Source organism: Acrocarpospora macrocephala, from assembly GCF_009687865.1.
In the GTDB taxonomy this organism is placed as follows: domain Bacteria; phylum Actinomycetota; class Actinomycetes; order Streptosporangiales; family Streptosporangiaceae; genus Acrocarpospora; species Acrocarpospora macrocephala.
Genome location: NZ_BLAE01000072.1, coordinates 42,378 through 60,286, shown reverse-complemented (window position 1 = coordinate 60,286; position 17,909 = coordinate 42,378). Strand labels below are relative to the sequence as shown.

General features: G+C 70.7%; 17 protein-coding genes. 3 read left to right on the top strand and 14 right to left on the bottom strand.

Annotated features, from left to right (window positions below; all coding sequences use genetic code 11):
• From Amac_RS44055 to Amac_RS44035, 5 genes are all read right to left on the bottom strand, one after another.
• Positions 1-1,318, bottom strand: a 1,318-nt coding sequence (locus Amac_RS44055; RefSeq protein ID WP_373869938.1) for a tetratricopeptide repeat protein, incomplete at its 3' end; no start/stop codon positions are given.
• Between the two features lie 5 nt (positions 1,319-1,323).
• Positions 1,324-1,773, bottom strand: a complete 450-nt coding sequence (locus Amac_RS44050) for a hypothetical protein (protein ID WP_155360407.1) — start codon at positions 1,771-1,773, stop codon at positions 1,324-1,326.
• 14 nt (positions 1,774-1,787) lie between these two features.
• Entirely contained in the window at positions 1,788-2,408 is a 621-nt protein-coding gene (locus tag Amac_RS44045; protein WP_155360406.1) for an RNA polymerase sigma factor, read from the bottom strand.
• On the bottom strand, positions 2,405-4,036 hold the full coding sequence (locus Amac_RS44040) for a S8 family peptidase (protein WP_155360405.1): 1,632 nt from the start codon (positions 4,034-4,036) through the stop codon (positions 2,405-2,407). Before Amac_RS44040 ends, Amac_RS44045 begins: the two co-directional genes overlap by 4 nt.
• An 85-nt stretch (positions 4,037-4,121) precedes the next feature.
• Complete coding sequence (locus Amac_RS44035) at positions 4,122-5,300, bottom strand: ROK family transcriptional regulator (RefSeq protein ID WP_155360404.1); 1,179 nt, start codon at positions 5,298-5,300, stop codon at positions 4,122-4,124.
• A gap of 160 nt (positions 5,301-5,460) precedes the next feature.
• Here Amac_RS44035 and Amac_RS44030 point away from each other — a divergent pair, with 160 nt between their 5' ends.
• Positions 5,461-7,341: an endonuclease/exonuclease/phosphatase family protein gene (locus Amac_RS44030; RefSeq protein ID WP_155360403.1), complete on the top strand. Its 1,881-nt coding sequence runs from the start codon at positions 5,461-5,463 to the stop codon at positions 7,339-7,341.
• Between the two features lie 3 nt (positions 7,342-7,344).
• On the opposite strand, the gene Amac_RS44025 is transcribed toward Amac_RS44030, so the two are convergent.
• Genes Amac_RS44025 through Amac_RS44015 form a run of 3 tightly spaced genes read right to left on the bottom strand, consistent with a single transcriptional unit; the run spans position 7,345 to position 9,903 of the window.
• Complete coding sequence (locus Amac_RS44025) at positions 7,345-8,142, bottom strand: ABC transporter permease (RefSeq protein WP_155360402.1); 798 nt, start codon at positions 8,140-8,142, stop codon at positions 7,345-7,347.
• A gap of 1 nt (position 8,143) precedes the next feature.
• Complete coding sequence (locus tag Amac_RS44020; protein ID WP_155360401.1) at positions 8,144-8,932, bottom strand: ABC transporter permease; 789 nt, start codon at positions 8,930-8,932, stop codon at positions 8,144-8,146.
• The gene (locus Amac_RS44015; RefSeq protein ID WP_155360400.1) at positions 8,932-9,903 is read right to left on the bottom strand and encodes an ABC transporter ATP-binding protein; all 972 of its coding nucleotides are present in this window, start codon (positions 9,901-9,903) and stop codon (positions 8,932-8,934) included. The genes Amac_RS44020 and Amac_RS44015 overlap by 1 nt, the downstream gene beginning before the upstream one ends.
• 167 nt (positions 9,904-10,070) lie before the next feature.
• Here Amac_RS44015 and Amac_RS44010 point away from each other — a divergent pair, with 167 nt between their 5' ends.
• Both Amac_RS44010 and Amac_RS44005 read left to right on the top strand, forming a co-directional pair.
• The gene (locus Amac_RS44010) at positions 10,071-10,535 is read left to right on the top strand and encodes an RrF2 family transcriptional regulator (protein ID WP_155351781.1); all 465 of its coding nucleotides are present in this window, start codon (positions 10,071-10,073) and stop codon (positions 10,533-10,535) included.
• Positions 10,535-11,338, top strand: coding sequence for a DNA-formamidopyrimidine glycosylase family protein (locus Amac_RS44005; protein WP_155360399.1), 804 nt, complete (start codon positions 10,535-10,537; stop codon positions 11,336-11,338). Before Amac_RS44010 ends, Amac_RS44005 begins: the two co-directional genes overlap by 1 nt.
• Here the strand turns inward: Amac_RS44005 and Amac_RS44000 are convergent.
• The 6 genes from Amac_RS44000 to Amac_RS43975 all read right to left on the bottom strand — a co-directional run bounded on the left by Amac_RS44000 (position 11,335) and on the right by Amac_RS43975 (position 17,889).
• Complete coding sequence (locus tag Amac_RS44000) at positions 11,335-11,691, bottom strand: helix-turn-helix domain-containing protein (RefSeq protein ID WP_155360398.1); 357 nt, start codon at positions 11,689-11,691, stop codon at positions 11,335-11,337. The genes Amac_RS44005 and Amac_RS44000 overlap by 4 nt on opposite strands.
• 247 nt (positions 11,692-11,938) lie before the next feature.
• On the bottom strand, positions 11,939-12,427 hold the full coding sequence (locus Amac_RS43995; protein WP_155360397.1) for a CinA family protein: 489 nt from the start codon (positions 12,425-12,427) through the stop codon (positions 11,939-11,941).
• Complete coding sequence (pgsA, locus tag Amac_RS43990) at positions 12,424-13,026, bottom strand: CDP-diacylglycerol--glycerol-3-phosphate 3-phosphatidyltransferase (protein ID WP_155360410.1); 603 nt, start codon at positions 13,024-13,026, stop codon at positions 12,424-12,426. The genes Amac_RS43995 and pgsA overlap by 4 nt, the downstream gene beginning before the upstream one ends.
• Before the next feature lie 47 nt (positions 13,027-13,073).
• Positions 13,074-14,480, bottom strand: coding sequence for a 30S ribosomal protein S12 methylthiotransferase RimO (rimO, locus tag Amac_RS43985; protein WP_155360396.1), 1,407 nt, complete (start codon positions 14,478-14,480; stop codon positions 13,074-13,076).
• A gap of 29 nt (positions 14,481-14,509) precedes the next feature.
• Positions 14,510-15,253 (bottom strand): helix-turn-helix domain-containing protein, encoded by a 744-nt coding sequence (locus Amac_RS43980; RefSeq protein ID WP_155360395.1) that lies wholly within the window; start codon positions 15,251-15,253, stop codon positions 14,510-14,512.
• 101 nt (positions 15,254-15,354) lie between these two features.
• The gene (locus tag Amac_RS43975; protein WP_155360394.1) at positions 15,355-17,889 is read right to left on the bottom strand and encodes an FtsK/SpoIIIE family DNA translocase; all 2,535 of its coding nucleotides are present in this window, start codon (positions 17,887-17,889) and stop codon (positions 15,355-15,357) included.
• Between the last annotated feature and the right edge of the window lie 20 nt (positions 17,890-17,909).

Here is a 17,909-nt window from a genome sequence, read left to right as displayed (position 1 = left end):
GGGTGGGTGGGAGAACCCCGGATCCGCTGCCGCTTCGTTCCGGCGGCAACGGTGCCGACGGGGTCGGGCGGAGCCCGAGAGAAAGCAAAGGGTCGGTGGGTGGGAGAACCACCGTCCTTGTTGCATGGGTGAATTCGGCGTGTAGGCGCATGAGAGTGGCGCGGAGGGCCCAGGGGAGGCTGCCGCGGCGGCGGAAGTGGGATTCGGCGCGGCGGGACCAGGTGATGGAGTCGGTTGGGTTGCCTGCGTCCAGGGCGGCGCGGGCGCGGGCCAGTTCGGCTTCGGCGTAGTCCTGGATGAGGCGCTGGCGGCGGAACTGGGGGAGGGTGTCGTCCAGGCGGCGGCCGGCTTCGGTCGCTAGGCCGGCGGAGAGGAGGGCTCGGGCCTGGTCCAGGGCGAGTAGCGGGAGGAGGCCGGGGAGGAGGCGGCGGTAGGTGGGTTCGACTTCGGCGAAGACGGCCAGGCAGCTGGGGATGTCGCCGACCAGCAGGTCGCAGTAGCCGTCGTTATGGAGGGCTTTGACGGTGAGGATCTCGTGCCGTTGGGCGCGCGCGAGTTGGGCGCTGCGCCGCAGGTCGTCGCGGGCGTGGGCGATCCTGCCCAGGTCGATGTGGATGACGGCCCGGTTGAGCAGGATCCGCGCCAGCTCCACGGCGTCGTACCTGGCCAGTTCCGGCACGGCGGCGTCCAGTTCGCGCAGGGCCTCCACGGTCCGGCCCAGGCGGAGCAGCATCAGGCCGCGCTGGGCCCGCGCCACCGGGCGGTCGGCGGGGGCGGCCCGCTTCTCGGCCGTCGCCAGGAGGTTCAGGCCGAGCTGGGTGTGGCCCTGCTCGGCTTCGGCGTGGGCCAGGCTGATCAGCATCCGGCCCGCGAGCGGATCGCCGTCCGCGAGCAGGTTGAGGCCGCGCCGCAGCCGCCGCGCGGCAAGCGCGGGACGACCGGCCGAGGTGGCGGCGGTGCCTTGCGCGTAGAGCCGCTCGGCTTCCTCCCGGCGTCCGGCCGAGGCCGCGGCCGTGCCCTGCGCAAAGAGCCGCTCGGCTTCCTCCCGGCGTCCGGCCGAGGCCGCGGCCGTGCCCTGCGCAAAGAGCCGCTCGGCTTCCTCCCGGCGTCCGGCCGAAGTCGCGGCCGTGCCCTGCGCAAAGAGCCGCTCGGCTTCCTCCCGGCGTCCGGCCGAAGTCGCGGCCGTGCCCTGCGCAAAGAGCCGCTCGGCTTCCTCCCGGCGTCCGGCCGAAGTCGCGGCCGTGCCCTGCGCGTAGAGCCGCTCGGCTTCCTCTTCGGCCACGGAGCCGGCCGTCCGGCTCTTCCGATCTGCGGCCACGGGATTCAGACCACGATCGAGGGAGTCAACGCGAGCGGTTCGTTTCCCTCGGTGGCCCGGACCACGATCTGGACCAGGCCGCGCGGGACCTCGTCCAGGACGAATCGGCCGGCCGCGTCGGCCAGAGTCGTACTCACCCCTTGCGGGCTACGCAGTTCGACCAGATGAGCATCCGGCGGCGCGAGCCAGCCGTCCACCCGGACCGTGCCGTCCTGCCGCTCGGAGATATCGATCATGACGGTCAGGCTGGCGCTGTCGAAGGTGATCGTCCGCGTCTCGCCGCCGCGCACCCCCGCGGCGAGCTCCTCCCTCGGACGCAGGACCGCGAAGTCCTCCGACCACAGCTCCAAAGCGAAGGTGATCCTTTCCACCAGCCCGGGCGGCACCGGATCGACCCGCGAGTACAGCTGTCCGAGCTCCTCCACCACGAACTCATCCCGGAGATCGGATCCCATGGGCTCCTCCTCGCTCATGGCGCTCTCCAGTCAGGGTTCCAGGACGGATCGGCGGCCAGGGTCCCGCGCAGTTTGGCCAGGCACCGGCTCCGGGTCGGGCCGATGCTGCCCACCGGCATCTCCAGCGCCTTCGCCACCGCGTCGTAGTGCGGCCGCGGCGCGAAGGCGATGACCCGCAGCAGGGCCTGACAGCGCCGCGGCAGCGAACCCACCGCCCGCCACAGCGCCTGGCGGCGCTCGTCTTCGAGCAGCAGTTCCTCCGGCAGGGCGACCTGATCCTTGACGTCGTCCAGGGTCTCCTCGCCGAGCAGGTCGGCGGAGCGTTCCCTGGCCCGCGCCCGCCACGCCTCCCGGCGCGTAGTCGTCACCAGCCACTCGATCAACGCCCCCGGAGAGTTGATCGAGTGCTGGCGACGGACCAGGACGAGCCAGGTGGTCTGCACCACGTCCTGGGCCGCTTCGTACCCGAGGCCCTGGCCGCGCGCGGTGTGCCAGAGCATCGGGGTGCATTCTGTGACCAATTCCTCCCAGGCGGCCCTCTCCCCCGCCTGGGCACGCGCCAGCAGCGCGGCCAGCCGATCGCGGCGCTCATGACCGCGATCAGCCGTTTCGACGGGTTCGGGCTGCGCGGTCATTGCTGGAGTTTCTTCACGATCGCCGTTCCTCTCGTCAGTGCGGCGTCCGCGCTCACGTCCGCGAGCTGCGCGCCGTGATCGCGAATCAGGTGGGCGAGCACCTGGCCCGCCACGATGGGGGCCGCGAACGAGGTGCCGCTCCAGAGCGCGAACCCGCTGCGGAAGTCGTCGGGGTCGTAGGATTCGCGAATCCACGGCCGCCCGTTCCTGGTGCCTCTGAGCTCCAGCTCCGGCTCGGCCGAGCCGCGGATGCCCGGCGGGAAGGTGCTGATCAGCATCGCTCCCGGGGCGTAGTACTTGATCGCCGCCCCGCCGTTGCTGAAGATCGCGATGCTGCCGTTCGGGTTCTTCGCGCCGACCCCGAAGATGGGCGCCCGCTCGAACGGCCGTTTCTCCTGGTCCGGGATCCCGGCCAGCCCCGACGGGTAGAAGGCCTTGGTCGCGGCGTAGTTCCCGGCCGCGGCGACCACCATCACGCCCTTCGAGCGGATCTCGTCCACCAGCCGCTCCACGGACTGCGTGTAGACCCGGTCGTCGCGGTTCTCGTTGAAGTAGCCGCACGACAGCGACACCACGTCCACGAAGAGCCCGGTGTCCGGGTCGCGCTGATTGGCCTCGACCAGCTCCAGCACGTATTCCAGCGCCAGGTGCAGGGCGTGCTCGGAGACCAGGCCGTCGGCGAACATCGCCCGCAGGTTCAGGATCCGGGCCTCCGGCGCGAGCTGGTGGATCAGCCCCGCCTCGAAGGTGGCGTGCCCCGCCTGGGCGTTGACCAGCCCGAGCAGCGGCCGCCCCGAGACGGGCCGATCCTCATGGCCGTCGATGGCCGGCACCTGCTGGGGCCGGGCGGCGTTGACGGGAGTGCCGTTGACGATCTTCTGCTGGGCCTTGGAGCTGACCAGGAACTGGTGGCCCTGCCACGGCTCGTCCCGCCAGTCGAACCAGTCGTGCTTCGCGCTGCCGCTGTCGATGAGGGCCACGACGGGCGCCCGCCCGGTGAAGGCCGGGTCGGGGACCGGTTTGGGCCACACGACCTGGACCGGGCACCGTGTCGCGTAGCCGAATCCGGCCCGTCCCGGGGTGTCGCCGGGGAGGCCGTGGCCGTCGGTGACCGGCTCGCCGCCGATCACGGCCGACCCCACCAGCAGATGGTTGAGGCCGATCCGCCCGCCGAATTCGAGGATGCGGCGGGAGATCTCATCGAGACCACGGACCGGGGAGTCCACGGGCAGCCGGGTCCGGAGATGCTGCACGACCGCCCAGGCGTCCACCTCGGCCACGCCGCGGGTCACCCGCAGCACGACCGCACGCCACTGGAGCGGCTCCGCGCCTGGATCGTTCCCGGTGTCCTCCGGCAGGTGCGGCTCCAGCCCCAGCTCGCCGAGCGCCGCCGTGAACCACTCCCGCACGCTCCGGTCGGCGAGCACCTGGGTCGGCACCAGCACCATGTCGGCGTGATACACGGTGGAATCCGGCACCACGCTGCCCGACCCGAGCGGCGCGGTGGCGGGGTTCAGCACGCGCGCGCCGTGCGCGTCGAGGATCTCGCGCGGGAAGACCAGGGCCGCGCCGGCGTCCGGAGCCTCCGGCTCCGAATCCGGCTCCCCCTGGTAGTCAATCGTCCACATAGGGACCTCCATCTCTTCTCCGCACAGAAGAGAGAGCGGCCCCCCGCGTCAAATACCCCCAACGGGTAACGAATCCATCACACCGTCAGGAGGCGAAGATCTCCTCGCGGGCCTGCTCCAGAGCGGCGATCACCGCGCCGCGCAGGACCGGGCTGCCGGTCACCTCGCTGGTGACCACCTGGGGGCGGATCGGGCAGATCCGGGCCACGGCCTGCTCCACCCGGCCGGTCAGCGACACCCCGCCCGCCTGGCCGACCTCCCCGGCCAGCACCACCAGACCGGGGTCCAGGACGACGCAGACGGAGGCGACGCCCAGGGCCAGCCGGGAGGCGATCTCGTCCAGCAGCCGGTCGCCGCCCTCGTCGGCCGCCACCGCCGCGGTGACGGCTTCGGCGGCGGTGTCGGCGGCGAAGCCGTACTCGGCGGCGAGTTCGATGACCGCCTCCGAGCTGACCAGGGACTGCAGGCCGCCCGCGAGGGACGGCAGCCGCCCGGGGGTGGCCCTGATGTCCTCGGCCAGCGGGACGCCGGGCACCGGAAGGTAGCCGATCTCGCCCGCGCTGCCGGACCGGCCGCGGTGCAGCCGCCCGCCGAGCACGACGGCGAGGCCGATGCCGCGGCCGACCCAGAGCAGCACGAAGTCGTCCGCCCGCTGGGCCGCGCCTTTGGCGCGTTCCGCGATGGCGACCAGGTTCACGTCGTTCTCGATCGTGACGTCCCGGCGCAGGTCCCGGGCGAGCGCCTCGTGGATGCCCTCGTGCCAGTCCGGCAGGTCGAAGGAGAAGCGCACGTCGCCGGTGCGCGGGTCGACCACGCCAGGCGTGCCGATGACCACGCCGCGCAGCCGGGACAGCGCCACCTTGGCCGACCTGCACGCCTTCACCACGGCGTTGTGCACCACCGAGACCGGGTCGTCGTGACCGTTCGGGGCGGCGGTCACCTCGGCGACCACGTCGCCGTTGATGTCGGCGATGGCGGCGGTGACGAACTCAGGCCCCACATCCAGGCCCGCCACGTACGCACACGAGGCGATCACCCCATAAAGCGCCGCGTTCGGCCCCCGGTTACCCGCCTGCTCGCCGACCACCTCGACCAGGCCGCGCTCCTCCAGGCGGGACAACGTCTGGGACGCGGTGACCTTGGACAGGCCTGTCAGGTCGCCGATCTGCCCCCGGGTCAGCGGTCCTGAGGCAAGCAGCAATTCCAGCGCGGCCCGGTCGTTGATCTCCCGGAGCAGCCTGGGCACGCCAGGACGTCGCTCCATGCTCCTGCTTTCTATGATCGCCCCCGGGTTAACGCAGCTTGCGAAAATATCAACAAAGTTTCCTGCCAGCTTAGCGACTCGGCGGCGGTCCGGAAATTGGCTCTTGATACCACACCTGCGGGCTACAAGGATCACTCATGTCCAACGCGGAGGAGTGCTCATGTCCCGCTGGCCGATCGCCGCCCTCACCCTGGGCCTCCTGCTGCTTCTCGACGCGCTGCGGGTCTTCCTCCCGTCCCTCATCACCCTGTACGGCCGGGCGGGCGACACCCCACCAGAACAACTCGGTTTGTTCGCGGCTATCTGGTTCGTGATCCCGTTCATCGCGATCGCGATCGCCCGGTTCGTTGGCCCCCGTACGGTCATGCTCAGCGGGGCCGCCGTACTCGCCGCCACCAGGATCGCCCTCCAGGGCACCGACGGCGGCACCCCGCAGCTCTACCTCTCCGCCGCGAGCGTCTGCGCCGGCCTCTTCTTCCTGTTCGGCTGCGCCCGCACGCTGCCCCGCGCGGCCGTACCGGTCGGGATAGCCCTGGGACTCGGCCTCAGCGGCCTGCTGCACATCGCGATCGACCACATGGACCTGATCTGGCAGGACGGCCTGTTCCCCTGGTTCCCCGCCATCGCAGTCCCAGCCGCCTTCCTGTGGTCCGCGCTCCTCGCCAAGCCGGGAGAGGACATCGCTCCGGCGGCCGTCTGGTTCCTGGTCGGCCCGGCCCTGTTCCTGACCGGTCAGTATCTGGGGCCGGGGGCGGCGATTACCGGCAGCTGGTCCGGCGGGAGCAACGAGTTCGCGGCGGCGGCCTCGGTGGCGGCGCTGGGCGTCGCCTGCCTCAGCCTGGTCCCGTTCGCGATCGCGCCGCTCCTGGCGAACGCGCCGGTCCATGTCTACCGGGTGCTGTTCCCGGCCGGGCTGCTGATCGGCGTCTTCTCGCCGGTGGTCGGCAGCGCGCAGGCCATCCTGCTGGCGGCCGGTCTGGGCGGGTGCCTGGGCCTGGCCACCCTGAGTCCCGGATGGAGACGCCCTGGGGCCGCGCTGCTCGCGGGCACGCTGGTGTTCCTGGTCGCCACGTTCGCGTTCTACGCCTCGTACGACGCCGACCTGGGCTTCCCCAACACGATCGTGCCGATGGTGATCGGCGTGGCCGCCGCCCTGATCGGCGTCGGACGGAGGCTCGACCGCGGCCTCGTGGCGACGCCCCGGATCAAGCTGCCGGTCCTGGTCTCCGGCACGCTCGCCGGGCTGCTGCTGCCGCCGCTCCTGGTCGCCGGTCTGACCTGGCGGACCATCCCCGCCACGCAGACCGTGGAAGGCGAGGAGTTCACGCTCGTCGCGTACAACATCAGGATGGGGTACGGCCTGACCGGCACCCTCGACCTGGACCGGATCGCCGCCTGGGCCAGGACGGTACGGCCCGACGTGGTGCTGCTCAGCGAGGTCGACCGGGGCTGGCTGCTCAACGGCGGCCACGACGACCTGGACCGGATCGCGCAGGGGCTAGGCATGCGCTACTACTTCGCGCCCGCCGCCGATCGGCTCTGGGGCGACGCCCTGCTCACCAACCTGCCGGTCAGGGAGGCCGTCTCGAACCGGCTCGGCAAGCACGACCATCCGACCGGCGCGCAGGCCCAGGCGATCGTGCTGACCGTGGGCGGGCGCGAGATCGGCATCGTCAACACCCATCTGCAGGCCCCGCCAGGCCAGGCCCCCGAGGTGGCCGCGCTGGCCCAGGGTCTCGCGGCCGGGAACACCGCCGTGGCGGCGGTGGCGGCGACCAGCGGCGGGACACCGCGGCCGGTGATCCTCGCGGGCGACCTCAACACCACCAAGGACGACCCGGAGATGCGGGTGCTGGAGGCCGCCGGGCTCACCGATCCGCTGATCGCCCAGGGCGATCCGCCGACCTCTCCGGCCGAGAACCCGGTGAAGCGGATCGACCACGTGCTGATCACGCCCGGCCTGCAGGTGGTCGAGGCGTCCGTGCCCCGGGTGCCGTTCTCCGACCATCTGCCGGTGGTCGTCCGGCTCCGGCTGAGCTGAGCCTCAGGAGCTGGCGCCCTCGTAGGAGCGCAGGGCGGCGCGCCACACCAGCGTGGCGAGGGCCAGGGCGAGCGCCGCGCCGGCGGCGGAGGCACCCGCGGCCGCGATCGGCAGGTCGCCCAGCAGCGCCCGGGCGGGGAAGACGGTGATCAGGGCGATCGGCACGAAGAACGTGAAGATCCACGCGGTGACGCCGCCGTAGAAGTCGACCGGGAAACGGCCCACCTCGAACGCGCCCCGTACCAGGATGTCCAGGCCCTCGGCCTGCACGGTCCTGATGACCACGGCCACGAGGAGCACGCCGAGGGCGTACACGATGATCAGCGCGGCGGCCAGCGTCACGGCGAAGAGCAGCAGGTCGGCGGGTCCTGGCACACCGTCGTGCAGGATCGCCCCCGCGAGGGCCAGGGCCAGGCCGATCACGCAGTCCACCCACAGGATCGGATTGAACCGCCGCAGGGTGACCATGAACTGCGCGCTCACCGGCTTGAGCAGGAGGTAGTCGAGCGTGCCCAGCCTGATGTGATCGGACATCTGCTGCAGGTTGGGCGTCACGATGAGCTGCCGGAACCCGTTCATCAGCAGGAACATGCCCAGCACGACGATTGCCTCGGGGAACGTCCAGCCGAGGATGTCCTCCGCGAACTGGTAGAACACCGCCAGCCCGAGCACCGCCCAGGTGTGCCAGAACAGGCTGAGCACGACACCGGCCGCGAAGTCGGCCCGATAGGCGATCTCCGCCCGGACCGAGTCGCGGTGGAAGACGCGGAGCATGCGCGCGTACTCACGGGCACGGTGCATGTCAGGACCCCACAGCGTCGAAGCGGCGCAGCCCGGCGAACCACAGGGCGCGATACAGCACGAGCAGGATCACGATCCAGATCGCCGCGACGCCGAGCAGCCGCAGGGACTCGGCGCCGGAGATCGTGCCGGTGAGCGTGTAGACGGGGGTGGCGAGCGTGGCCGCGAACGGGGACAGCTCCGCGATCGCACGGACCCCGTCGGGCAGCGTGTCCAGGGGGGCGACCCAGCCGCTGAGGAAGAAGCCGATCCCGATCCACACCCCGTACACGCGGCGGACCATGGTGAGCCAGAACGCCAGCATGCCGAAGACGCATTGCATCAGGAAGTTCAGCGCGAAGGCGGCCAGCACGGACAGCACCGCGAGCGCCGCCGCGCCGATCGAGCGCGGCTGCCCGAAATCCGGCACGGTCACCTGGATCACGATCAGCGCGGTGATCCCGATCGCGCCGGCCAGCGCGCGGCGGCACGCCTCCTGGCAGAGGAATTGGTGCACCGGGTCACGCGGGCGCAGCAGCCGGGTGCTGAGCTGCCCGGTGCGGATCTCGTCGTCCCAGGTGGCTATCACCCACACCGAGGTGAGCTGGTTGACGACCGCGGCGGCCGTGTAATACGAGATGAAATATCCGGCGTCCAGCCCGGCCGGATCGGTCTGCCGCGTGATGGTGAGCCACACGCCCATCATGAGGAACGGGAACACGGTACTGAGCAGGTAGACGACCAGGCCCGCCCGGAAGGCCATCGCCTCCCGCCAGGAGACCGTCATCAGGCCGCGATAGGTCCGCCACATCAGGCCCGGGCCGCCTTCGTGATCTTCTTCCGGAGCACGTCGTCGAGGGGCGGACCGGCGATGGAGATGTCCCTGACCGGGTAGTGGTTGAGGATGTGCGCGGCCACCGCGCTAGCCTCGGCGCGCGAGGCCCGGATCACCACCGTGGTCCCGTCCTGGCGCAGCGAGTCCACGCCCGGCACCGTCACCGGCTCGGCGGTCTCCATCTGGACGGTCAGCACCCGCTCCTCGTGCTCGAACCCGACCAGGTCGCCCAGCGCCCCGTCGTAGGCGATCCGGCCGCTGCCGATGATCAGCACCCGCGACGCGAGCGAGGTGATGTCGTCGAGGTAGTGGCTGGTCAGCAGCACCGTCGCCGCATGCCGCCGGACGTAGTCGCGGACGAAGGAGCGCACCGCGTCCTGGGCGTCGAAGTCCAGCCCCAGGGTCGGCTCGTCCAGGAAGAGCACGGCCGGGCGGTGCAGCATGGCGGCGGCGAGCTCGCACCGGGCGCGCTCGCCCAGGCTGAGCTGCCGGACGGGCTTGTGCAGCACCGAGCCGAGGGAGAGTAATTCGGTCAGCTCGTCGGTCGTCGCGCGGAACTCCGCCGCGCCGATGCTGTAGATCGCCTGGTTGGCCAGGAAGCTGTCCCAGGCCGGCAGGTCCCAGAGCAGCTGGTTGCGCTGGCCCATCACCAGGGTGATGCGCTTCAGGAAGTCACGCTGCCGCTGGTGCGGGGTGAACCCGAGCACGTCGATGGCGCCGGAGGTCGGATGCAGCACGCCGGACAGGCATTTCAGCACGGTCGTCTTGCCGGCGCCGTTCGGGCCGACGAAGCCCACGATCTCCCCGGCGTCGACGGCGAAGGAGACGTCCTGAACTGCGGGCACGGTGCTCAGCCGCGGCCGTAACAGCCGCCGCGGGCCACTCCGCTCGCCGGAGATCCGCACCCGGTAGTGGCGCGAAAGCTCCCGCACCGCGATGACTGACATCCATCCCCCTCGTCCGCTTTGACCAGTAGATCAAGCCCAAAACCCATCACGCATGTCATTTTTTGGGTGATATATCCCCATTGGCCCCCGGCATCGGTTCCGGTCCGGGCGCATGATTTGCGGGCCCTCCGTCTAACCACGGCCAACCAGGCGGGATAATCGACTACATGCGACTTTCTGCCCGTGTCGACTATGCCCTCCGGGCCGCCGCCGAACTCGCCGCGTCCGGGGAAGGCCCCACCACCGTGGGCGAACTCGCCAAGGGCCAGGAGATGCCGCCCAAGTACCTGGAGAACATCCTGCTGCAGATGCGCAGGGCCGGTCTGGTGCGCGGCCAGCGCGGCCCCGAGGGCGGCTACGTGCTGGCCCGCCCGGCCTCCCAGATCTCCTTGGCCGACGTGATCAGGGCGGTGGACGGCCCGCTGGCCAACGTGCGCGGCGAGCGGCCGGAACACGTCGGCTACACGGGCGCGGCGCAGGCGCTGCAGCAGGTGTGGATCGCGCTGCGGGCCAGCGAGCGGGCCATCCTGGAAGAGGTGACGCTGGACCAGATCGCCAGCGGCGACCTGCCCAAGCGGGTCACCGACCTGTCCAACGACCCCTCGGCCTGGGACTCCCACACCCCCGTCTGATGCCCGAGGGGGACGCGGTCTACCGCACCGCGAAGACGCTTCGCGCGGCGCTGGACGGCCGGGCGCTGACCAGATCCGACTTCCGGGTGCCCCGGCACGCCACCGCCGACCTGCGCGGCCGCCGGGTGCTGAGCACCGAGTCGCGCGGCAAACACCTGCTCACCCGGGTCGAGGGCGGCCTCACCGTGCACACCCACCTGAGGATGGACGGCAGCTGGCAGATCCACCCCACCGGGCGGCCGGTGCGCGGCGGCGACGTGATCCGCCTGATCCTGGCCAACGCGGAATGGCAGGCCGTCGGGGTACGGCTCGGCATGGTCGACCTGCTCCCGACCGCGCGCGAGGACCAGGTCGTCGGCCATCTGGGCCCCGACCTGCTGGGCGCGGACTGGGACGCCGAACGGGCCGCCGCCAACCTGGCGGGGGAACCCGGGCGCACCATCGCGGAGGCGCTACTGGACCAGCGCAACCTGGCGGGGATCGGCACGATCTGGCGGGCCGAGACGCTGTTCCTGGCGCGTCTGTCGCCGTGGCGCGAAGTCGGTGCGGTGGGATCGATGGCGGACCTGGCGGAGCTGGTCGAGCTCGCACACCGCCTGATGGAATCGAGCAAGGAAGGGCCTGGACCGGTGACGACCGGTGATCCGAGGCCGGGGCGTGCGATGTGGGTCTATGGCAGGGCACGCCGCCCCTGCCGTGTCTGCGGAAATCCAGTCAGTAGTAAAAAGATCGGCAGTAAAGAGATCGGCTCACAACCAACCGAACGGCTGGTCTACTGGTGCCGGACCTGCCAACAGGGCTAGGCCGCCACCATGTCCTTGACCTCGGGGAAGTCCCCGAACTCAGGACCGGTAGGCACGGTCTCCGAGATCGGCAGCCGCTCGTGCTCCGGCACATCGGCCAGAACCGGGGCATGCTGCAGCTCGGCGAGCGCGAACTGGTCGGACACTTCACGAAGCACCTGCGACAGCGGAACGCCCAGCGCGCCGCAGATCGAGGCAAGCAGCTCGGAGGATGCCTCCTTCTGGCCGCGTTCCACCTCGGACAGGTAGCCGAGAGAGACACGGGCCAGCGTGGAAACCTCGCGCAGCGTGCGGCTCTGACGCACTCTCAGCCGCCGCAGGACGTCACCGAGCAGCTGACGCAGCAGGACCATCTGTCGCTCCCTCCCCGGCGCGGGCGTCGGCACGACGTTCCGCGTTGTCGGTTCGTATCGCTTTCCTCGCCCTTCGTACATATTCCTCGCTGTCATCAGGGGATCGCTCGGCCCCTTCGCCGGGCGCGTCCTTGCCTTACTCCTCGCCAATGGCTCTCGGACCTCACTCACAGCTCCACCGTACCTGTATCGAGCGACACCGCGGCAGACCGAGGTGAGCATGTTCGCTGGGGACGTAACGCGGTAATCATCCTGAATGTTCCCCCGAATTGACCTGCAGCACACCTAGAAGTAGATCCAGCGCCTCCTGACAGGTGTGCGCGCGGATGTTCTCACGCGAGCCGTTGAGCAGCAGGTCCCGGTGCCAGACCTGGTTTTCCGGGCCGGCGACGGCCACGTGCACGGTGCCGACCGGCCGGCCGTCCTGGGGGTCGGGCCCGGCCACGCCGGTGACGGCCAGTCCGTAGTCGGCCCGGGCCAGCGCGCGCACCCCCGCCGCCATCGCGGCGGCCACGGCCGGATGCACGGCGCCCTCCCTGGCCAGCAGGTCCTCGGGCACGCCCAGCAGCCTGGCCTTGAGCTCCGTCGCGTACGCGATGACGCCCCCCGCGAAGGCCGCGGAGGCGCCGCTGGGCGTCGTCAGGGCCGCGCCGATCAGGCCGCCGGTCAGCGACTCGGCCACGGCCACGGTCGCCTGCCTGCCGACCAGCGCCGCGAGGATCTCCGAAGCCGTCATGCGGCCCGCGACCTCCTCGCCACCTGCCGCAACCGGATCGCGCGGAACACGTAGTCCAGGCCGGTGGCCACGGTCACCAGCAACGCCAGCGCCATCGCCGACCAGCGGGCCAGATCGGGCACGCCCGGCCAGATGTAGAGCGCGATGGCCAGGATCTGCAGCACGGTCTTGACCTTGCCGCCGTAGCTGGCCGGGATCACCCCATGCCGGATAACCGCGAACCTAAGCAAAGTCACGCCCAATTCTCTGGCGATGATCACCGCGGTCACCCACCAGGCGATCTCGCCGAGCAATGACAGGCAGACCAGCGCCGAGCCGATCAGGGCCTTGTCGGCGATCGGGTCGGCGATCTTGCCGAAGTCGGTGACCAGGCCGTAGCGCCGGGCCAGCCAGCCGTCCAGCTGGTCGGTGAGGGAGGCCACCAGGAAGACCGCCAGCGCGGCGATCCGCCAGCCCTGGCCGTCCACGAACAGGAAGACGATGAAGACCGGGACGATCGCCAGCCGCGCCACGGTGAGCGCGTTGGCGATGTTCCAGGTGCTGACCATCGGTCTCGCCTCCAGGCCGCCGGCCGCGTCAGGAACCGCCGCCGAGACCATGGGGGCCTCGGCGCCGGACTTCTGTGCGGTCTGCTCGCTGCTCTCGCTCACGAACCAGCCTTGATACGGGCGATCAGGTCAACCCCTTCCGAATCCACCGCGACGGCGCGGACGATCTGGCCGGGCAGCAGGCCGATGCCCTGGACGGTGACCGCCCCGTCGACCTCGGGGCCCTGGTGGGCGGCGCGGCCCTCGTAGCCGCCGTCGCCCAGATCCTCCTCGATCAGCACCTCCAGCTCGGTGCCGATGCGCTCCTCGGCGCGCTGGGCGGTCAGCTCCTCGGCCAGCTCGGTGAGGGCGGCCACCCGCTGCTCGACCTCGTCCGGGTCCAGCTTGCCGTCGAAGGAGGCGGCCTCGGTGCCGTCCTCGTCGGAGTAGCCGAAGACGCCGATGACGTCCAGCCTGGCCTCGGTGAGGAAGTCGGCGAGCTCGGCGAACTGCGCCTCGGTCTCGCCGGGGAAGCCGACGATGAAGTTGGAGCGCACGCCCGCCTCGGGGGCGCGCTCGCGCACCTGGGCCAGCAGGTCCAGGAACCGCTGCGGATCGCCGAACCGGCGCATCCGGCGCAGCACCGGGCCGCTGGCGTGCTGGAACGACAGGTCGAAGTAGGGGGCGACGCCCTCGGTCGCGGCGATCACGTCGAGCAGGCCGGGCCGGAGCTCGGCGGGCTGCAGGTAGCTGACCCGGACCCGGTCGATGCCGTCCACCCCGGCCAGCCGGGGCAGCAGCTTCTCCAGGGCCCTCAGATCGCCCAGATCCTTCCCGTACGACGTGGAGTTCTCGCTGACCAGGACGAGCTCCCGGACGCCCTGCTCGGCCAGCCAGGCCGCCTCGGCGACCAGATCGTCGGGCTGGCGCGACACGTAGGCCCCGCGGAAGGCCGGGATGGCGCAGAACGTGCAGCGCCGGTCGCAGCCGGAGGCCAGTTTGAGCGAGGCCACCGGGCCGCCGCTGAGCCGCTTGCGCAGCGTCCGCGGGCCGCTGGCCGGGGCCAGGCCCGCCGGCAGCGCCCCGTGGCCGGGGATGTGCGCGCTGCCGTTGACCCGTTCGACGGGGCTGATCGGCAGCAGCGTGCGCCGGTCGCGCGGGGTGTGCGGCTTGAGCGGGCGACCGGCGAGCACGTCGTCGAGTCGCCCGCCGATGTCGGTGTAGTCGTCGAAGGAGATGACGGCCGCCGCCTCGGGGAGCGCGTCGGCCAGCTCGGCCCCGTAGCGCTCCGCCATGCAGCCGGCCGCGACCACTTTGGCGCCGGAGTCGGCGGCCGCCAGCAGCGTGTCGATCGAGTCCTTCTTCGCCGACTCGATGAAGCCGCAGGTGTTCACCACGATGACGTCCGGGTCATCGTCCCCCAGTTGCCAGCCCGCGGATTCCAGGCGCGCGGCCAGCTCTTCCGAGTCGACCTCGTTACGGGCGCAACCCAGGGTGACCATCGATACGGTTCGGCGAGAAGACATGATGAAACTACGGTATCGGGAGTCGGAACCTACCGGGGACGCGGGACCCCCGGCCCGTACGTCCGGCGCACCATCTGTCCCGATCTTCCTGGAGCTCCAAGGTCCTTGCCGTTGACCACGACGCGCATCGCCCCGGCGTCCCCGAAGGTCATCTTGATCTTCTTGCGGGCCTTGAAGGTCTCCGAGTCGCCCGAGGCCATCATGCCCTGATACAGGATCTTGCCCTTGACGTCCCGCACGTTCACCCAGGCCGCGCTGGTGGCCGAGATCTTCACGGTGACCAGGTCGGCCACCGCCGTGACCGGCCGGGTCAGCGGCACCGCGGGCGCCGGTTTGGCCGGAGCCTTGGGTATCGCCGCGCCCGCCTTGGCCGCGGTCTGCGTCTGCGAGGACTGCGAGCCCATGATCCGGACCAGCCCGAACACCATCGCGATGCCCAGCGCGATCGCCATCGCCATGGTCCAGTTCGGCGTGCGCCGCTCGTACAGCTTGATGGGGGTGTCGCCCTTGAACATCTCGGATGCGCGGACCTGGACCTGGAGCCCGCCGTACGAGTCGTTGTACTGCCGGACCAGCGCGTCCGGATCCAGGTTGAGTTCTTTGGCCATCGATCGCAGATGGCCGCGCGCGTAGAAGTCGCCGCCGCAGACGGAGTAGTCATCCCGTTCCACGGCGTTGATCACGGATTCCCTGATCCGCGTCCGTTCACTCAGTTCGGCTACGGACAGTCCCGCTCGCTGCCGTGCCTCCGCCAGAATTGCCCCGATTGACATAGGTCAACGCCTCCCGCCGCCCGACGTTGCGTAGTTATCCATATTCAATCAGTCACCTTCACGGCGTTGAGCAGCGGGGTCCCCTTTGTCCAACAAAGGGGCTAGGCGTCGGTATTTGCCGGGGGTTCGCCGCCGCGCAGGTCGGCCAGCAGGCCCGGCAGCTCGTCGGGTTTCACCTTGACCTCGCGGGCCTTGGAACCCTCGCTCGGGCCCACCACGTTCCGGCTCTCCAGCAGGTCCATCAGGCGGCCCGCCTTGGCGAAGCCCACCCGGAGCTTGCGCTGGAGCATCGAGGTGGAGCCGAACTGGGTGGTGACGATCAGCTCGGCGGCCTGCACCAGCAGGTCCAGGTCGTCGCCGATCTCCTCGTCGATCTCCCGCTTGGCCACCGCCGAGGCGGCCACGTCGTCGCGGTACTCGACCTGCATCTGCGCCTTGCAGTGGGCGACGATCTCGGAGATCTCCTTCTCCGAGACGAACGCGTTCTGCAGCCGCATCGGCTTGCTCGCGCCCATCGGCAGGAACAGCGCGTCACCCTGGCCGACCAGCTTCTCGGCGCCCGGCTGGTCCAGGATGACCCGGGAGTCGGCCAGCGAGGAGGTGGCGAAGGCCAGCCGGGACGGCACGTTGGCCTTGATCAGGCCGGTCACCACGTCCACCGAGGGGCGCTGGGTGGCGATGACCAGGTGGATCCCGGCGGCGCGGGCCAGCTGGGTGATCCGGACGATGGAGTCCTCCACGTCGCGCGGGGCGACCATCATCAGGTCGGCCAGCTCGTCCACGATCACCAGCAGGTACGGGTACGGCTGGTAGACGCGCTCGCTCCCCGGCGGCGGCACGAGCTTGCCCGCGCGGACCGCCTTGTTGAAGTCGTCCACGTGCCGGAAGCCGCTGGCGGCCAGGTCGTCGTAGCGGCGGTCCATCTCGCCCACCACCCATTCGAGGGCCTCGGCGGCCTTCTTGGGGTTGGTGATGATGGGGGTGATCAGGTGGGGGATGCCCTCGTACATATTGAGTTCGACCCGTTTGGGGTCGACGAGGACCATCCGTACCTCGTCCGGGGTGGAGCGCATCAGGATCGAGGTGATCAGGCCGTTGATGCACGTGGACTTGCCCGCGCCGGTCGCGCCGGCGATCAGGATGTGCGGCATCTTGGCGAGGTTGGCCACTATTGTGCGGCCCTCGACGTCCTTGCCGAGCCCGACGATCATCGGATGGTGGTCGGCCTGGGCGACCTGCGAGCGCAGCACGTCCCCCAGCGACACCAGATCCTTATCGGTATTCGGAATCTCCACCCCAATAGCGGATTTTCCGGGAATGGGCGACAGAATCCGGACGTCGGCGGATTTAACGGCATAGGCGATGTTCTTGGCGAGGGCGGTGACCTTCTCCACCTTCACCGACGGGCCCAGCTCGATCTCGTAGCGGGTGACCGTCGGGCCCCGGGTGAAACCGATCACCTGGGCGTCGATGGCGAACTGCTCCAGCACGCTGGACAGCGCGTTCACCACGATCTTGTTCGCCTTGGTCTCCGCCTTCGGCGCGCTGCCCGGACGCAGCGCCATCGCGTCCGGCAGCGTGTACGGACCGGCCTGCGGCGACAACACCAGCTGCTCGACCTTGCGCGGCGCCGGCGTCGGCTCCGGCGGCGACAGCGGCGGTTCCGGGGCCGCGACCACGGGCTCGGGCTCCGGCTCGAACCCCGGCATGATCTCCGGCGAGTTCTCCTTGATCACCGGGGTGTCGTACGGCTTGACCCGGTCGCCCACCTCCGGCTCCGGCTTGGCCCGCTTGCGCTTGCGCGGCGGCGCCGTGGACGGCGGCGCGCTGCCCTCGGCGGGCCGCTGGAACAGCAGATGCCGGATCTCCGACAGCCGCTCCGGCACCCGGTGCACCGGCGTGGCCGTGATCACCAGCACCCCGAACCCGGACAACATCAGCAGCAGCGGGATCGTCACGAACGCGGGCAGGATGCTGGCGGGCGGCGCCGACACCACGAACCCGAGCATGCCGCCCGCCTGCGACACCTTCTCCATCCCGTCCCCCGGCCCCCCGGACGGGTACGGCGTGTCATGCGCCACGTGCACGACCCCGAGGATCCCGGCCAGCAGCGCGGCCCACCCGATGACCATGCGCCCGGTCTCGGCGTTCTGGTCCGGATGCCGGAGGAACCGCCAGGACAGCAGCGCCATCAGCACCGGCACCGACCAGGCCAGCGACCCGACCGCGCCGTGCACGATCGCGTCGACGACGGTGGCGAACTCGCCCTTCTTGTCCCGCCAGGTCAAGGCCGCGAGCGTGATCGATCCGGCCAGCACGGCGAATCCGGCGCCGTCGCGCCGGTGTACGGGGTCCAACTCCTTCGCCCCCTGTCCCAGCGACCGTACGGCGCCGCCCATGGCGTTGGCGACCAGCAGCCAGAGCCCGATGACCAGCTTGCCGATCATCATGAAGACCCAGCTGACCGGATCCTGCCCGGTGCCGACCGGCCGTTTCGGCGCGGCCTTGCGGGCTGCCGGACGCGCGGGCGCACGCCGCCCCGAGGATGATGGCGTCCGCTTCGCGGCAGCCGGACGAGAGCCGGAGCGCTGGGCAGGGCGCTTTCCGGATCCGCTTCCAGACGCACGGGTGGCCATGATGACCAACGTACGACGCG

Excerpts from the sequence above, each read along its gene's own strand:
- Amac_RS43995 (WP_155360397.1), bottom strand. The coding sequence starts at position 12,427 with ATGACGGCTTCGGAGATCCTCGCGGCGCTGGTCGGCAGGCAGGCGACC.
- Amac_RS43980 (WP_155360395.1), bottom strand. The coding sequence starts at position 15,253 with ATGTCAATCGGGGCAATTCTGGCGGAGGCACGGCAGCGAGCGGGACTG.
- Amac_RS44005 (WP_155360399.1), top strand. The coding sequence starts at position 10,535 with ATGCCCGAGGGGGACGCGGTCTACCGCACCGCGAAGACGCTTCGCGCG.
- rimO (WP_155360396.1), bottom strand. The coding sequence starts at position 14,480 with ATGTCTTCTCGCCGAACCGTATCGATGGTCACCCTGGGTTGCGCCCGT.
- Amac_RS44040 (WP_155360405.1), bottom strand. The coding sequence starts at position 4,036 with ATGTGGACGATTGACTACCAGGGGGAGCCGGATTCGGAGCCGGAGGCT.
- Amac_RS44030 (WP_155360403.1), top strand. The coding sequence starts at position 5,461 with ATGTCCCGCTGGCCGATCGCCGCCCTCACCCTGGGCCTCCTGCTGCTT.
- Amac_RS44025 (WP_155360402.1), bottom strand. The coding sequence starts at position 8,142 with ATGCACCGTGCCCGTGAGTACGCGCGCATGCTCCGCGTCTTCCACCGC.
- Amac_RS44000 (WP_155360398.1), bottom strand. The coding sequence starts at position 11,691 with ATGGTCCTGCTGCGTCAGCTGCTCGGTGACGTCCTGCGGCGGCTGAGA.
- pgsA (WP_155360410.1), bottom strand. The coding sequence starts at position 13,026 with ATGGTCTCGGCGGCGGTTCCTGACGCGGCCGGCGGCCTGGAGGCGAGA.
- Amac_RS44020 (WP_155360401.1), bottom strand. The coding sequence starts at position 8,932 with ATGTGGCGGACCTATCGCGGCCTGATGACGGTCTCCTGGCGGGAGGCG.
- Amac_RS44045 (WP_155360406.1), bottom strand. The coding sequence starts at position 2,408 with ATGACCGCGCAGCCCGAACCCGTCGAAACGGCTGATCGCGGTCATGAG.
- Amac_RS44010 (WP_155351781.1), top strand. The coding sequence starts at position 10,071 with ATGCGACTTTCTGCCCGTGTCGACTATGCCCTCCGGGCCGCCGCCGAA.
- Amac_RS44035 (WP_155360404.1), bottom strand. The coding sequence starts at position 5,300 with ATGGAGCGACGTCCTGGCGTGCCCAGGCTGCTCCGGGAGATCAACGAC.
- Amac_RS44050 (WP_155360407.1), bottom strand. The coding sequence starts at position 1,773 with ATGGGATCCGATCTCCGGGATGAGTTCGTGGTGGAGGAGCTCGGACAG.
- Amac_RS43975 (WP_155360394.1), bottom strand. The coding sequence starts at position 17,889 with ATGGCCACCCGTGCGTCTGGAAGCGGATCCGGAAAGCGCCCTGCCCAG.
- Amac_RS44015 (WP_155360400.1), bottom strand. The coding sequence starts at position 9,903 with ATGTCAGTCATCGCGGTGCGGGAGCTTTCGCGCCACTACCGGGTGCGG.